16 protein-coding genes and 1 tRNA gene are annotated in these 14358 nt (G+C 36.1%); 14 read left to right on the top strand and 3 right to left on the bottom strand.

Annotation, left to right across the window (positions count from 1 at the left end; genetic code table 11):
- The first annotated feature begins 23 nt into the window (after positions 1 to 23).
- The 4 genes from mce to DCS95_RS14770 all read left to right on the top strand — a co-directional run bounded on the left by mce (position 24) and on the right by DCS95_RS14770 (position 3936).
- Positions 24 to 428 (top strand): methylmalonyl-CoA epimerase, encoded by a 405-nt coding sequence (gene mce, locus DCS95_RS14785; protein WP_116771546.1) that lies wholly within the window; start codon positions 24 to 26, stop codon positions 426 to 428.
- Positions 429 to 561: 133 nt separating this feature from the next.
- A tRNA-Ile gene (locus DCS95_RS14780) sits at positions 562 to 635 on the top strand.
- Between the two features lie 102 nt (positions 636 to 737).
- Positions 738 to 986, top strand: coding sequence for a GIY-YIG nuclease family protein (locus DCS95_RS20690; RefSeq protein ID WP_116771545.1), 249 nt, complete (start codon positions 738 to 740; stop codon positions 984 to 986).
- Positions 987 to 1320: 334 nt separating this feature from the next.
- Positions 1321 to 3936 carry a M14 family metallopeptidase gene (locus DCS95_RS14770; protein ID WP_116771544.1) on the top strand — a complete coding sequence of 872 codons (2616 nt, stop codon included), beginning with the start codon at positions 1321 to 1323 and terminating at the stop codon, positions 3934 to 3936.
- 147 nt (positions 3937 to 4083) lie between these two features.
- On the opposite strand, the gene DCS95_RS14765 is transcribed toward DCS95_RS14770, so the two are convergent.
- Positions 4084 to 5349, bottom strand: coding sequence for a PQQ-dependent sugar dehydrogenase (locus DCS95_RS14765; protein ID WP_116771543.1), 1266 nt, complete (start codon positions 5347 to 5349; stop codon positions 4084 to 4086).
- Between the two features lie 79 nt (positions 5350 to 5428).
- Positions 5429 to 6457 carry a 3-keto-disaccharide hydrolase gene (locus DCS95_RS14760; RefSeq protein ID WP_116771542.1) on the bottom strand — a complete coding sequence of 343 codons (1029 nt, stop codon included), beginning with the start codon at positions 6455 to 6457 and terminating at the stop codon, positions 5429 to 5431.
- A 335-nt stretch (positions 6458 to 6792) separates the two neighbouring features.
- Here DCS95_RS14760 and DCS95_RS14755 point away from each other — a divergent pair, with 335 nt between their 5' ends.
- The 9 genes from DCS95_RS14755 to DCS95_RS14720 all read left to right on the top strand — a co-directional run bounded on the left by DCS95_RS14755 (position 6793) and on the right by DCS95_RS14720 (position 13001).
- A complete protein-coding gene (locus tag DCS95_RS14755; protein ID WP_116771541.1) occupies positions 6793 to 7554 on the top strand; it encodes a hypothetical protein in 762 nt (253 codons plus the stop codon).
- Positions 7555 to 7870: 316 nt separating this feature from the next.
- Positions 7871 to 8599, top strand: coding sequence for a hypothetical protein (locus DCS95_RS14750; RefSeq protein WP_116771540.1), 729 nt, complete (start codon positions 7871 to 7873; stop codon positions 8597 to 8599).
- A gap of 37 nt (positions 8600 to 8636) precedes the next feature.
- Positions 8637 to 10457: a sensor histidine kinase gene (locus tag DCS95_RS14745; protein ID WP_116771539.1), complete on the top strand. Its 1821-nt coding sequence runs from the start codon at positions 8637 to 8639 to the stop codon at positions 10455 to 10457.
- A complete protein-coding gene (locus DCS95_RS14740; protein WP_116771538.1) occupies positions 10454 to 11068 on the top strand; it encodes a response regulator transcription factor in 615 nt (204 codons plus the stop codon). The genes DCS95_RS14745 and DCS95_RS14740 overlap by 4 nt, the downstream gene beginning before the upstream one ends.
- 221 nt (positions 11069 to 11289) lie before the next feature.
- Entirely contained in the window at positions 11290 to 11466 is a 177-nt protein-coding gene (locus DCS95_RS20280) for a hypothetical protein (protein ID WP_159302547.1), read from the top strand.
- Complete coding sequence (locus tag DCS95_RS14735; protein WP_244178464.1) at positions 11466 to 11744, top strand: hypothetical protein; 279 nt, start codon at positions 11466 to 11468, stop codon at positions 11742 to 11744. The genes DCS95_RS20280 and DCS95_RS14735 overlap by 1 nt, the downstream gene beginning before the upstream one ends.
- A gap of 41 nt (positions 11745 to 11785) precedes the next feature.
- Entirely contained in the window at positions 11786 to 12028 is a 243-nt protein-coding gene (locus tag DCS95_RS14730) for a hypothetical protein (RefSeq protein ID WP_116771537.1), read from the top strand.
- Between the two features lie 106 nt (positions 12029 to 12134).
- Positions 12135 to 12323: a hypothetical protein gene (locus DCS95_RS14725; protein WP_116771536.1), complete on the top strand. Its 189-nt coding sequence runs from the start codon at positions 12135 to 12137 to the stop codon at positions 12321 to 12323.
- Between the two features lie 108 nt (positions 12324 to 12431).
- Positions 12432 to 13001 (top strand): TlpA family protein disulfide reductase, encoded by a 570-nt coding sequence (locus tag DCS95_RS14720; protein ID WP_116771535.1) that lies wholly within the window; start codon positions 12432 to 12434, stop codon positions 12999 to 13001.
- Positions 13002 to 13065: 64 nt separating this feature from the next.
- On the opposite strand, the gene DCS95_RS14715 is transcribed toward DCS95_RS14720, so the two are convergent.
- Positions 13066 to 13512 (bottom strand): PepSY-like domain-containing protein, encoded by a 447-nt coding sequence (locus tag DCS95_RS14715; RefSeq protein ID WP_116771534.1) that lies wholly within the window; start codon positions 13510 to 13512, stop codon positions 13066 to 13068.
- Positions 13513 to 13672: 160 nt separating this feature from the next.
- On the opposite strand from DCS95_RS14715, the gene DCS95_RS14710 reads away from it, so the two are divergent.
- Positions 13673 to 14350, top strand: coding sequence for a response regulator transcription factor (locus tag DCS95_RS14710; protein ID WP_116771533.1), 678 nt, complete (start codon positions 13673 to 13675; stop codon positions 14348 to 14350).
- The last annotated feature ends 8 nt before the right edge of the window (positions 14351 to 14358 follow it).

Genomic DNA, 14358 nt, shown 5'->3' with positions numbered 1-14358 from the left:
ATGTACTCTGAAGCAAATAAGGCATGAAAAAGATCGAACATTTAGGTATAGCGGTAAAGAACATTGAAGATTCCAATGCACTTTTTGAGAGATTATTGGGCGTAGCACCCTATAAACAAGAGGAAGTGGCATCGGAAGGTGTACTAACCTCTTTCTTTAAAAACGGACCAAACAAAATTGAATTGTTAGCCGCCACAGAACCAGAGGGACCTATCGCCAAATTCTTAGAAAAAAAAGGGGAAGGCATACACCATGTAGCTTTTGAGGTAGAAGATATCGTAGGGGAAATGGAACGTTTAAAAAAAGAAGGTTTCACGTTATTAAATGAAAAACCTAAAAAAGGAGCAGATAACAAACTCGTAGCATTTGTTCACCCTAAGACTGCGAATGGGGTGTTGGTAGAGTTATGTCAAGAAATTGGTAAGTAGCGGTAGAATTGTTTGTGTCAGTTAAAAATAAGTAGTAATATTGCATCCGCAATTTGCGGGTTTTATAATACAACTGGTTTGAGCACCAGTATTACTGATTTCAAATTAGAATGCGTATTATAAAATTTTAACCGGTCCTATAGCTCAGCTGGTTAGAGCACCTGACTCATAATCAGGTGGTCCCTGGTTCGAGTCCAGGTGGGACCACACATAAAACTCCATTAAATCAAATGATTTAATGGAGTTTTTTTATTTTTAGGTATGTCACACACATACATTCTATACAGTTAAGCACTTAATAAATTCTATATTGGTGCATGTCATGAAGATTTACAAAAACGTATTGAAAATCATAATTTGGGTACTTATGGAACAAAAAGTTATACTTCGATTACAAATGATTGGGTTTTGTTCTTAAAGTTTGACTGCGATAATTATGCGCATGCTATACGTTTGGAACGAAAAATTAAATCAATGAAGAGTAGTGTTTATCTTCAAAATTTAACTAAGTACGCCGAATTACAAGACAAGATATTTAATGAAACAAAGAGCGCCTGACTCTCCCGATAGCTATCGGGACAGGTGGTCAACTTTAGGTAGATGGGACCACATTCAAAACTCCATTGGATCATTTGATTTAATGGAGTTTTTTAATTTTTATATATGTCACGTCATCCAAGTGCATTTTGCGGAGTTCAACCATAATTAGATCAAGATACATCTTCACACATAGTAGTAGATTTGATCTTTGATAAACCATTTCCTCAATAACACCACCTTTAGATTATCAACTAAGAAATTAACATTTCTTTTAACATAATCTTTGTTAGATACATTTACCTAGCTCTTTACTATTTCTTAATTTCCTAGTTCAAACAAACTAATTCAAAAAATGACTACAAAAAATTCTTGGTGCAAGGCGGCATTACTGTCCCTTGTACTTACCATTTTGTGCATATCCGTTTCGGTGGCACAATCCGTTCCTTCTCCCGAAGATGTTTTTGGCTTTAAAGTGGGTGCCGACTATAAGTTGGCAGACTATAGCCAAATTGAAGACTACCTTGGTCAACTAGACGCAGCTTCTAACCGTGTTAAAAAGGTTGAAATCGGTACAAGTGTACTAGGTAGAAAAATGTACATCCTATTTATCTCTAGTGAAGAGAATCTTAAAGATTTAGACAAGTGGAAAGACATTAGTACGAAACTTGCACGTGTTCAGGTATCTGATGACGAAGCCAAAAAATTATCTGAAGAAGGTAAAGCAATTGTTTGGGTTGATGGTGGTATGCACTCTACGGAGTTGGCTCACGGTCAAATGACTTCGGAGTTTGCCTATACTTTAGCTACTTCTGAAACTTCTGAAATAAAAAAAATCAGGGAAAACGTAATCACCATTTTAATGCCGGTTATGAATCCTGATGGATTGGATATTGTTGTAGACTGGTACAAGAAAAATTTAGGCACTCCTTATGAAACATCTCGCCCGCCAATTTTGTATCACTACTACATGGGGCACGATAATAATAGGGATTGGTTCATGAATACCATGCCAGAGACGTATAATGTAACCAAAATTTTGTACAACGAGTGGTATCCACAGATTGTGTATAACCACCACCAATCTTCTCCATCTTGGACAAAAATATCCTTACCGCCATATGCAGATCCTGTGAACCCTAGAATACACCCAGCAATTACTGCCGGAGTAAGTGAAGTAGGTTCTGCAATGACCAAAAGATTTTCATTGGAAAATATGCCAGGTGCCATTGCCGATAATTTCTATACCATGTTCTGGAACGGTGGTGGACGTACCGTGCCTTATTACCACAATATGATCGGTATTTTAACGGAAACCGGACACACCTCGCCAACTCCAAGATATTATGACCCAGAGAAATTACCGAAAACTGTAGCTGGTGGCACACCTACCGATGGTACAGATATTATGTACCCAGATCCATGGAAGGGTGGCGAATCTCACTTTCGCGATGCCGTAGATTATATGTTGACCGCTACTTGGGCAACTTTAGATTTGGCTGCCGATCGTAAGAGCAACTACCTATATAACATTTACAAAATGGGAGCTTCGGCAATTGAAAAGTCGAAAAAAGAAGGTCCGTTCGCATACGTAATAAGTAAAGAACAATGGGATGCTTTTGAGTCCATAAACTTAGTAAATGTGCTTCTTAAGGGCGGAATTGAAATTGAGAAGGCAACCAAAAACTTTGAGATCAACGGCAAGAAGTATGAAAAAGGAGCGTATATCATTTATACGGCTCAAGCCTTTAGACCGTATTTGATGGATCTAATGGAAAAGCAAAACTACCCAACACGTTTCCAATATCCAGGAGGTCCTCCAGACACTCCGTATGATTTAGCCGGGTGGACATTGCCAATGCAAATGGGTATTGCGGTAGATAAAATTGCAGAACCGTTCAAGGTAACCACAGAAAAAGTGATAGACGCTGCACCGTATTATGAAGTAGACGTAAAAGGGAATGCTTCTTTTGGGTATTTGTTGAGTGCCAACAGTAATGCATCGGTCGCTGCAACCAATAAAATATTGAAAGCGGGCGGTACGGCGTACAAGACCAAGGCATCGTTTAAAACTGGTAAAACCACCTATCCGGCGGGTTCATATATTGTATCAGGCGGTAGTGCATCTATAGAAGATTTAGCTTCTGAATATGGTTTAGAGGTTACTGGGTTATCCGCAGAGCCAAAAGTAGAAATGACAAAGGTTCACGCTCCAAAAGTAGGCTTGTACAAATCTTGGGTTTCTAATATGGATGAAGGTTGGACACGTTTTATAATGGATGAATATGCCTTTGAAACAGATACGCTTCATGATACCGACATACAAACAAAAGACCTGTCTCAGTATGATGTATTGATCATACCGTCGCAACGTGCAAAATCAATATTACATGGTAATTCAACTTTAAAAATGCCAGAGAAGTTTACAGGAGGTATTGGTTTAGAGGGATCATTGGCCTTAAGTAACTATGTAAAAAATGGCGGAACGTTAATGGCTTTTGATGCTGCCAGTAACTATGTAATCGAGCAATTTGGTTTGCCTTTAAAAGATGCTACAGAAGGCACCAATAGCAAAGAATTCTTTATACCGGGTTCATTGATAAAAGCGGGTATAGATACCACACATCCGTTGGCATTTGGTATGCAAGATACGGTGGCCGTATCATTTAATAAGAGTCGTGCTTTTGTAATAGACAAACAAAGTAAAAAAGGCGAAGGCGGTACGGAAGATATCAAAGATGCCCCGGTACCAGAGATTGAGGTAATAGCCACTTATGCAGAGAAAGACCTTTTAATGAGTGGATGGGCAATGGGAGAGAAAAAGTACATTGCTAAAAAACCGGCCATGGTCAAAGCGAAATATGGTGAAGGTTCAGTTGTATTGTTCGCATTTAGACCTCAATTTAGAGCACAGCCAAGAGGTACTTATAAACTTATCTTCAACACTATTTTTGAAGGTGCTGCGGAGTAATGTTAAATTATTAAACTAGCCTCGCCATGGCTAGTGCAGTGAAAATGTTTCCAACATTCAGAATGAAAAAATCTGGAAAATAGCATATAAATAACAAAAACGCCCATCATTTTGATGGGCGTTTTTACTTTTTAGAAGTTATGATAATCAATAGGTTACCTTAAAAATGCTTCCACCAAAATCATCACACACGTAAAGTGCTCCGTCCGGACCTTGTGCTAATCCGCAAGGGCGATGTTTTAAAGTTTCTTCCGATGGGTTTGCCAAATCGAAGCCTGCAAAGTTGTCCAAGAAAATTTCCCATTCGCCATTAGGTTTTCCGTCTTTAAAAGGAATAAACGCAATGAAGAATCCTTTCTTTAGTTCTGCGGACTGATTATGAAATGCTATAAAAGCTCCGTTTTTATACTTTTCGGGAAACATATCACCGGTGTAAAAAAGTAGGTCATTAGGTGCCAAGTGAGATGGAAATGCAGCTACTGGGTTTATATAATCTTCTTCAGCGACCTGCTCACCATCACCACCGTATTCAGGAGCAAGCATCCGTTTATTTTTGAAATGATCATAATAGGTTTTGGGCCATCCGGCGTTATCACCTTCTTTTAATTCATATAGCGTTTCTGCAGGTAGTTCGGCATCTTGTTTTTTGGTAAATACATCCGGATAAAAACTATGTAATCCACCACGACCGTGATCGGTAGCAAAAAGAGAGTTGGTCTTAAAGTTCCAATCAATACCCACTGAATTTTTGAGTCCGGTTGCATATCTAGATCCATCGGCAAAGGTCTGGTTCAATTTATCGGCATTAAACTTCCAAATACCACCGGCGGAATCTAAAATGGAGCATGGTACCATACCCGCATTACTATTTCTGCACGCATCGTTCCAAGAGCCTATGGTAACATATAAATTATTGTCATTGTCGATCGTAAATGGCTTTGCATTGTCGATGCCCATATCAATAAGTCCGTCTACCAATTTCTCGGGGGTATCGGTATCTATGATTTCATGGTTTTCATTCAGTCGATATCGAAATACGGCAGTGTTAGAAGAGGTGTATATATAGTCGTCTGTTGCTAGTATACCAGTTCCTGGAAGTTTAGAAAATTGTTGTTGCTCATCAATTGTTCCGTTGTTATCGGTGTCTTTTAGAATTATAACGGCAGCGCTATCTTTTAATACAGATCGGTTGGCATAAATATCTCCGTTTTTGGCAACGGCTAAGTGCCGTACAACACCAAGGTCTTTCCCGATTTCAGCAACCGAAAACCCTTCAGGAGCGGTTAAGATGGTTTCATTGATTACAGTTTTGTCAACAGCTTTTGTTTCAGGTTTACACTGTATAAGAAGAGCAGTACTTAAGAACACGGTACATAGGTGTGCTAATTTTTTGCTTGTAGTTGAGTTGTTCATGATTGTTTGAAAATAAAATGCACAGAAAATGACACCAATACGGTGAATGGTGTCATTTCTCTTGTTGTTTATGTTGGTATTATTTCTTTATAATTGGGGTCAAAACAATATTTCTATAAGCAACATTGCCGTGATCACCTTGAAGATATATTGGTCCGGGAGCAAAAACGTCAGAGCTTATCGCACCACCTGTTGGTCCTTCCGCTGGGGCATTATCAATAATCTTTTTCCCGTTTAAAATAACGGTAACGTGTCTGTCTACTAAAGTAATATCAAGAGATTGCCATTCACCAGCAGGTTTCTCGGCATGTACACTTGGCGTTACTCGGCTGTAAAGAGCACCCATATAATGACTGTCCAATTCTAGTCCGTACGAGTCTACCACTTGAATCTCGTAGATACCTTTTAGGTATACGCCGCTATTATTTCCTTTGGGTACATTCACCTCTAATTTTAAATTAAAATCTTCAAATTCTTGATCTGTACGTAGGTTTCCATAGTAAATATGTTCACCATTTTCTGGTTGTACAGGGTCATTTTGCATGGTACCGTTTACGACCTTAAATCCGTTGGGGCTATTTGGGTCTATGGTTCTCCATCCGTCTAGATTCTTACCGTTAAATAGTTTAATAGGTTTTCCGTATTTCAATGTGCTTAAGTCTGGTGCAGCACCTATTGCAGGCATACGGGTACCTGTAAAGAAACTGATATTTTCACCTACTGCTTCCCAAGTAGGTCCGGTCATGGTACCGGCAATGGCATCGTTTCTTTTGGTAATACGCATGGTCCAAGTTCTGGTGTGCGTACGTTCTTTTCCTGAAGTTGTCTTAAGTTCGACCTCAGAAGTTCGGGTAACGATAAGGGTATTTTCATCAACCAAATACACATCGGAAACCGGAAGAACACTACCACCGATCCATAGTAATTCTGCATCTAGAACCCCTTGTTCTTCGTGTACTTTCAGCCAAGAAACACCACCACCGACGACATCGATGGTCCAACTGCCAATAAAGGTATTTTCGGGTTGATAAGAAGAGTTGGTAGTTGTTGCGGATGCTGAGGAAATGACACATAGAAATGCCATGAGTAAAACTGGTAATTTTTTCATGATATAAGTTTGTTAGAATGTTGGTTTGGACGCACCTGAAACAGGTGCAAGAATTAAAAATAAGGATAATACTAAAAGCTCAAGCCTGTTATTTTAAAGTTTAACAGGGAATTAAGGTATATGGCGTATTCTACTTTTTGGTCAATGTAAATATTAAGAAATGGTAAGCTGAATTAAATTTTAAAAAAAGTTTTGTCGATAAATATTCCTACAAATACCGTCGCTATTGACTTGATGTAAATATTACGGGAATCCGTAATATTTGGGGTGCAATATTTCGAAAATACTCTAGTTAAGTATAGACCTAACAAATAAATTAAAACCAAAAATTAAGCATGAAATCAATTAATCAAATTTTACTATTTTCATCAATTGCAATCTTAAATTTTAGCTGTGATGATTCTACCTCAGACGAGTTTGAAGAAGTAAATGGTAATGTGGAAACAAAGCTGATCAGCTCTATAAATGTGGGGTCTGCAGAAAATTCTGATGACAATACCAGCATTATATTTTCATACAATAGCGAGCAACAGTTAAACTCTATTTTTGATGGCACCGAAACAACTAATTTCATCTATGAAGATGGGGATTTAAGCAAAGTTTCCGGTAACGTTGATAACGGAAATGTTGAAGAGTTATATGATTCACCTTACGATGCCTTTGAAACAGGTCAGGTTGAGGAATATGATGATAATGGAAACCCATCTGTAATCAAGTTTATTGAATATGACTATGATTACATGACGGGTGAAGAAGAAGTTGTGTATTACACTGCAGAAATCTCTTATGATGATAAGCCAAATCCTTTTTATAAAACTGCAGAAGCAGCAGGCTTGATCGATGTTATGGATCAAATTAGATTAAATTTTGCGGCAGCACCACAAGCAGAAGAAATTGTAAGGGCGAAAGCATTGTTCCCGAACAACAATCCGTCACAAGTACTATATAAAAATGAGGAAGGTAAAATAGAGTACACCATCAACATGTCTTATACGTATGATGGTGATTACCCTACAACGGCAACGGTTTCAACAGTATCTGAGTATTCAGATGAGAATGAAACTTACGTGACAACGTTTACGTACTTAGGTGAATAAAAATATAAATTGTAAACACTAAAAAGCAGCCGATTAGGCTGCTTTTTTTATTTTATATCATTTCTGGTAATGAAATACCATTGAATTTATATCTGATTTTTGTATTTCCTAATTAAATGTTAAATTGAGGCTGCCCTTAATATTAGTATACTAAAGTTCCCCCAGAATCTATTAGTGTTGCTCTTTATTAATGGGCATTTTTTGTTGATGCCCAACTAAGAAAAGACTCCCACACAAAGTAATAAAATACCCAATTGTAGGGAATATATCCCTTTGTTATTTATTTCATTTTTAACCAAAACAAAAAGTACATTTTATGCATGAAAATTTGAAATACACAATTCGTCTAACTAAAGATATCAAGACTTGTAGCAATATTAAAAACATAAATTCTCTTGAAATTAAAGATTGGCAACCCATTTTCGCAGATAAGGAATACGACTCTTTTTATTTTATTTATGCCAAGTTTATTGGAGAAAGAGAAGAAAATAACGACAGTTTTTCTATTCAAAGAATTCAATTATATGTTCAAAATTACGAAGGGGATATCACTATAGGGCTAACTGGTAAAGCATATTTTTATCAAGAGGATTTGGACGTAGTTGATTGTGATTCCAGATATAAGGAAAGAAAACAGTATGGACTTTTTATTATATTACAAGGTTTCAACGCTAACTTATCTACAGTAATAGAAAATGATATAATTTTTCCAATTGAAGGAAAATGGACTTCTACACCAAAAATTAACACTGGTGATATTCTTGTAACTAGAATTTATTTTCAACCAATATCCCTACATTTAAGAGATACATCTGATAACAAAACACCGGTGGTTTTGGATAGACTTTTTCAAGCTAGGGATGGAGATTCCATTATAGATATAGAAAGGCAAGATAGGTTAGATATAGAAAACTTAAAAAACAAAGGAGTTATTGACCATCTTGACTATGAGGAAATTTTTAAAGATTTAAAAAAAGAATCATTTGTATTACAAGGAGTTAGACGTAGATGTTCACCAATTATAAGTTTTTTCACTATTGAATAGAATTGTAACTGTTGTATGCTTTTATGCTTTCACTGTCATGGCGAGTGCACAATCTGAATTGAGTATTATTGACTTAATAAGGAGTTATTCAATTGTCGAGGCAGATCAATTACTATCCGATTCTAAATCTGCAAGGAATAAGTCTATGTTGTTTTTGAAATTTCAGACAGATTTATTAAAAAATTTTGATGTAAATGCATTAGAAAATCAATTTCGTCTTCATCTTGAAAATGCAGATAAATCAAATCTATTTGACAATTTTTACTATCATATTTCTAAAGGAGATTTATATTTCTATAATAACACCAATAAAGATTTAGAGGCAATTTCCAGTTATAAAAATGCATTATCCTTGGCTCTGGTTGAAGGCGACAAGATTCTAATCTGTGAAGCATTAAAAAAAATTTTATACACTCATCGAGTGTCTTTTTTGGTTGATAATAATACCTATCAAGAATATTTAAATATGTATAGGGAATATTACTATGATGAATTAGAGCTTGTATACCTTAATTACTATGATTTAAATTTTAAATTTAAGAATTTTTATGTTGACGATTGGGACAAGGATTTAGAGCACTATTTACTAAATAAGACAAACGATACAATTGTACCAGATTATTTTAAAGGCAAGATTAAACAATTGGTGGGTTTTTATTATGAAATGAATGGCAGTTATGGTAAATCAAAAAGTATGTATAAAGAAGCCATCAACCATTTTAATAGATCAAATTTTGCTTATTCGGAGTATGATAAAAAAACCACTTTGATATACCAGGCTATTCTTGAAATCAATCAAAATAACTCTCAGGAGGGAATTCGAATTCTCGGTCTTTCACAGACAGACAGAAAAGATAAGCTCTTTACACTAAATCGCATGTATATTGATTATTGGAAATCTGTTGCTTATTATAAATTAAAAAATTACAAGTCAGCTTTTGAGAGCAATGTATCTTATGAGTATTTAAGGGATAGTTTAAATGAGTTTAAATACTCAACTTTGCTAACTGAGCTGGAAACAAAATATCAAACCGCAGAAAAAGAAAAACAAATACTTGAAGAAAAGCAAAAAGCACAAATAACTAGAAATTGGCTTATCGCTGCCACAATAGCTCTAGTTTTTGGTGCAGGCATTGCCATTCTAGTTCAAAAGAATACGACCAAAAAACGCAAACTGGCGGAGCAAGAAACGTTACTGAAACAAGAACGTGTAGACAATCTATTAAAGCAGCAAGAATTGGTGAGTATAGACGCCATGATTGAGGGGCAAGAGAAAGAACGCCAGCGCGTAGCTAATGAATTACACGATGACTTGGGTAGCCTTATGGCAACTATAAAATTGCATTTCAGTAATGTAAAGGGAAAAGATAAAGATCCAGCTTTAAAACAAGCCCAATCTTTATTGGAAGAAGCCTACCAAAAAGTTAGGGGAATAGCGCATAGCAAAAACTCTGGGGTAATGAGTAGCCAAGGCTTGTTGCCCGCAGTTAAGAAAATGGCACAGGTCATTTCAGAAACCAATGCATTAGAGGTAAATGTAGAAGATTTTGGTATGGGCGAGCGTATGGAAAACTCCTTAGAACTCAGTCTTTTTAGAACCATACAAGAATTGGTGGCAAACGCTATAAAACATGCCGAAGCGACCAAACTGAATATTCAGATTTCGCAATATGATGATAACCTGAATATTATCATAGAAGATAATGGCAAGGGCTTTGATCGTTCTAATCTAGAGAAAAGCAAAACCGGAATGGGACTTACCAATATTGAAAAACGAATAGAACATTTAGAGGGTAACTTTACTATAGATAGCGTACTTGGTAAAGGAACCTCTATTATAATAGATATTCCTGTATGATAAGCATAGCCATAGCCGAAGATCACCAAGCTCTTATTGATGGTATAATCTCCTATTTAAAATATGAAGATGATATTGAAATAATCGGGCATGCAAATAATGGCGAAGAACTATTGAGGTTGGTACGGTTAAAACAGCCCAAAGTGGTATTATGTGATATTCGAATGCCAAAATTGGATGGTATTGAAGCCACCAAATGTATTTTAAAAGAATTTCCAAATACTAAAATAGTTGCTTTTACCATGTTTGATCAAGATGATGCCGTACAGCAAATGCTAGCTGCTGGTGCCCATGGTTATATTTTAAAAAATAGCAGCTTAGATGTGGTTTTAGAAGCTATACGTACCGTCTACGCTAACAAAACATACTACGACAAAAAAATTCATATTCCCGATGGAGAAAAGAATAGCACTAAAAGTGTACTCAGTGCCCGTGAACTAGAAATTTTGCAATTAATAGGCAATGGCCATACCAGTCATCAAATTGCCGATGAACTCTTTATTGGCAAAAGCACCGTAGACACCCACCGCAAAAACATGATCCGTAAACTAGGTTTAAGCGGTGCGGGCGAACTGTTGCGATATGCGGTAGAGAAAAAGTATGAGTTTTAAGGCATTAGTGAATTTAATATAACTGTTTAATTACCTCATTCCGGCAAAAATTCCAAAGTAACGTATGCTGCCGTTGTATTGAATTGATAAAGAAACACTTGGTTTTTTAAATTATCAATTAACTTTAATGGGTATATAACTAGGTAAGTTATTTGTATACCCAAATTCCAAAGAATATTGCTAAATTTAAACAAACACTATAATAAATGCATTTGTAAACAATGGCAAAAATTGAAATTAAAGGTACCCCCGAAGAGCTAGAAAGAGTAGCTACTTTCTTGGCAAACAATAACGTAAAATTTGATATTGTCAATGATTACGGTAACCACTCTTTAGAAGATTTAGACAAGTACGAGAATTTAAAAGCGAGGTTCTCTGCGCCAGTGCCAGAAAATTAATGAAAATTATGAAAGGCTTACAACAAATTAAATCTGAAATAGACCTGTTTGCGATCAATAGCAACAAGACCGAACTAGAAGTGGTAGATGCCTTACACAAATATTACTTCAATAAAGCCGTAACGGTAGAGATTAAACATTATAAAAAGAAAACAAAAAAGGTGGCACAAATAACCAAAGACCTTAAAATAAGTCACCGTAGGTTTTATAAAATATTGGAAGATAAAAAGATAGCGTTCACTAAGTACAACAAGTCTAGTGACAATGTAGAAGAATAGCAGAAGTACTTTACTATAGTCTTGCTCAAAATAAAAATGAAATGACCAAAGAAGCCTTAGCTAAATTAAGCACCCAAGAACTGGTTAATAAGTATACTACCGCAAAAACAATGGTATGGCTTTTGGCAATTGTACTAACAGGCTGTTTGTTGTTCTTTATTTACATGTCCTTGCAAGATGGGTTTACTCCGCTGTTGGCTGTTCCATTGGCATTGTCGGCAATTATTCCGTTGAATGTAAAGAATATGAATGCCTTTAAGAAGGAATTGGATTCCAGATTGTAAAACACCTCAGAGCAAGCCCATGAGGCATTCAAAGGAAACAAACTATTAAATTAGAGGCAAGCCTCGGGGTATTATACCCTTTGGCGGTGCCAATAAATAAAGTAATATGAGAAAAGCAATGTTTATTATTGGTATGGTTATAGCAATAATTGAAATAGCCTATAGCTTTGTTAGCAACAGTGAAACAGGTCAATTTTTTGGTGTTGACATGAATATCTGGATTTTCCGTTTGATTTGGGTTGCCCTATTTGGTGTGGTGTTTAACGGATATCTTAAGGAAAGCAAGAAAGGATAACCTTTTAAGAATTTGCACAAACTTAACGCCAATATGGTTTAAGTTGTTATAAAAAGGCAATTAAGTTCAATTGTTAGAAAGCACTAAGTTTTTCGACTTACACCTCATATGAAGAAACGCAAGATTAAATTCAGTGATATCCTTTTTGGGGTATTTATTTTATTATTGTTGATTCCCCAGACAAGAACACCAATTCAGGTTGCGGTCAATAAACTTAAAGTAGCGGTGTGGTCGCCCAGTGTTGAAGATACCGAAGACCAAGATCAAGTGCCACCGTTTCAGTATGCCGTTGTTGATTTGCAAGGTAAAACTCAAAGCATATCGGTAGGTAAAGGCAAAGTTACTTTCATTAGTTATTGGGCAACTTGGTGCCCGCCATGTATTGCAGAACTTCCAGGTATTCAAGATTTGTATGAAGATTATGGTGATAAGGTCAATTTTATATTATTGACTCAAGAAGCGCCCGAGAAAGTAAAGGGCTTTATAAGTAGAAAGGGGTATAAATTGCCTATCTATTTTCCGCAAATACAAGCACCAGAAATGCTACAGGGAAACAGTATACCCACAAATTATATAATCGATACAAAAGGTAAGATTATTATTAAAGAAACCGGTGCGGCAAATTGGAATAGTGCAAAGGTGCGAAATTTGTTAAATGAGTTGTCGGCAAAGCAGTAAATTGAAATAAAAAAAGCCGAAAACTGAATTCCGGCCTTTCCCACATTTCCCAATCAAAGAAACATCAATCAATCATTTCACTAAGAACTTTTCCGCTTTCGTTGAAAACAACATCTTTTTCATCATTCCAACCTTTTTCGAGTTCTACATCATAGGTAGTAGATCCGTCAACAGTAGTTTTTTCAACAGAATCTACCTTGTATCCGGCATAGTTACTGGCAATTACAGATGTAATAGCTTGTGGTAAATCTGCTGTGGTAATTTCATGTTCCGCTCTAGTTGCTTTTCCATCCGTAGCATACCAAATTTCATGCTCCAGTTTATTATTGTTAAATTCAACCTTGTACGACTGTCCGTCCAATTCCCACTCCACATCACTAGCTTGAGGGTAATGTTGTTCAAAACTCTGTTTTAAATTAGTCGGTACATTATTAGGGTCAATATCCTGTGCAAAAATTGTAAATGCACCAAGCACTGTAAATGCTACTGTTATTAAATTTCTATTTTTCATAATCAGTTAATTTTTAAATTCTCTTCAAAGAAAAGGTTCAAATCTAGAAGAAATTGGGAATTACATTTTCCAAATCAATTTTAACAGGTATTTAGTACTGTGCCATTATTCCCATATCTTTCTAGAATTCTTTTATATTGTTGTAGCAAACAACAATACCATGAAGATTCTAATTATAGAAGATGAACCGCAAATGATGGAGAACATGAGACAGACATTGGAGCGGGAGCAGTATACGGTAGAAACAGCATGTGATTACAGCACGGCCAATAAAAAAATCGGTGTGTATGATTATGATTGTATACTATTAGATATTACACTACCAGACGGTAATGGTTTAGAGTTGTTGAAAAACCTAAAGCAACTTGGTAAAGATGATGGTGTAATAATTGTTTCTGCAAAAGATTCTTTAGATGATCGCATTAAAGGTTTAAACTTGGGTGCAGATGATTATATGCCAAAACCTTTTCATATGGCAGAGCTACGTGCACGGGTCAATGCTGTGGTACGCCGTAGAACTTTTGACGGCAATAAACTTATAGAAATAGGTAATGTTACTATTGATCCAGAAAGTAGAAGTGTTCATATTAATGTAAAAGAGGTTGTACTTAACCGTAAAGAATATGATGTACTTTGGTACATGATAGCGAATAAAACAAGGTTGGTGACCAAAACCGCTTTGGCAGAACATGTTTGGGGCGATCATATTGATCAAACCGATAGTTTTGACTTTATTTATTCACAAATTAAGAATTTACGAAAAAAGCTTTCAGATGCTGCGGCAACTATTGAAATAGAAGCGGTGTATGGCGTTGGTTATAAATTACTCGTAAAATAAGCCACTAG

The organism is Maribacter litoralis (assembly GCF_003075045.1).
Taxonomy (GTDB): Bacteria; Bacteroidota; Bacteroidia; order Flavobacteriales; family Flavobacteriaceae; genus Maribacter; species Maribacter litoralis.
Note: the sequence above shows the minus strand (reverse complement) of the source record. Positions and strands in the feature narration are given on the sequence as shown.

Coding starts and splice junctions, on each gene's coding strand:
- mce (WP_116771546.1), top strand. CDS start 24: ATGAAAAAGATCGAACATTTAGGTATAGCGGTAAAGAACATTGAAGAT.
- DCS95_RS14770 (WP_116771544.1), top strand. CDS start 1,321: ATGACTACAAAAAATTCTTGGTGCAAGGCGGCATTACTGTCCCTTGTA.
- DCS95_RS14765 (WP_116771543.1), bottom strand. CDS start 5,349: ATGAACAACTCAACTACAAGCAAAAAATTAGCACACCTATGTACCGTG.
- DCS95_RS14760 (WP_116771542.1), bottom strand. CDS start 6,457: ATGAAAAAATTACCAGTTTTACTCATGGCATTTCTATGTGTCATTTCC.
- DCS95_RS14755 (WP_116771541.1), top strand. CDS start 6,793: ATGAAATCAATTAATCAAATTTTACTATTTTCATCAATTGCAATCTTA.
- DCS95_RS14750 (WP_116771540.1), top strand. CDS start 7,871: ATGCATGAAAATTTGAAATACACAATTCGTCTAACTAAAGATATCAAG.
- DCS95_RS14745 (WP_116771539.1), top strand. CDS start 8,637: ATGGCGAGTGCACAATCTGAATTGAGTATTATTGACTTAATAAGGAGT.
- DCS95_RS14740 (WP_116771538.1), top strand. CDS start 10,454: ATGATAAGCATAGCCATAGCCGAAGATCACCAAGCTCTTATTGATGGT.
- DCS95_RS20280 (WP_159302547.1), top strand. CDS start 11,290: ATGGCAAAAATTGAAATTAAAGGTACCCCCGAAGAGCTAGAAAGAGTA.
- DCS95_RS14735 (WP_244178464.1), top strand. CDS start 11,466: ATGAAAATTATGAAAGGCTTACAACAAATTAAATCTGAAATAGACCTG.
- DCS95_RS14730 (WP_116771537.1), top strand. CDS start 11,786: ATGACCAAAGAAGCCTTAGCTAAATTAAGCACCCAAGAACTGGTTAAT.
- DCS95_RS14725 (WP_116771536.1), top strand. CDS start 12,135: ATGAGAAAAGCAATGTTTATTATTGGTATGGTTATAGCAATAATTGAA.
- DCS95_RS14720 (WP_116771535.1), top strand. CDS start 12,432: ATGAAGAAACGCAAGATTAAATTCAGTGATATCCTTTTTGGGGTATTT.
- DCS95_RS14715 (WP_116771534.1), bottom strand. CDS start 13,512: ATGAAAAATAGAAATTTAATAACAGTAGCATTTACAGTGCTTGGTGCA.
- DCS95_RS14710 (WP_116771533.1), top strand. CDS start 13,673: ATGAAGATTCTAATTATAGAAGATGAACCGCAAATGATGGAGAACATG.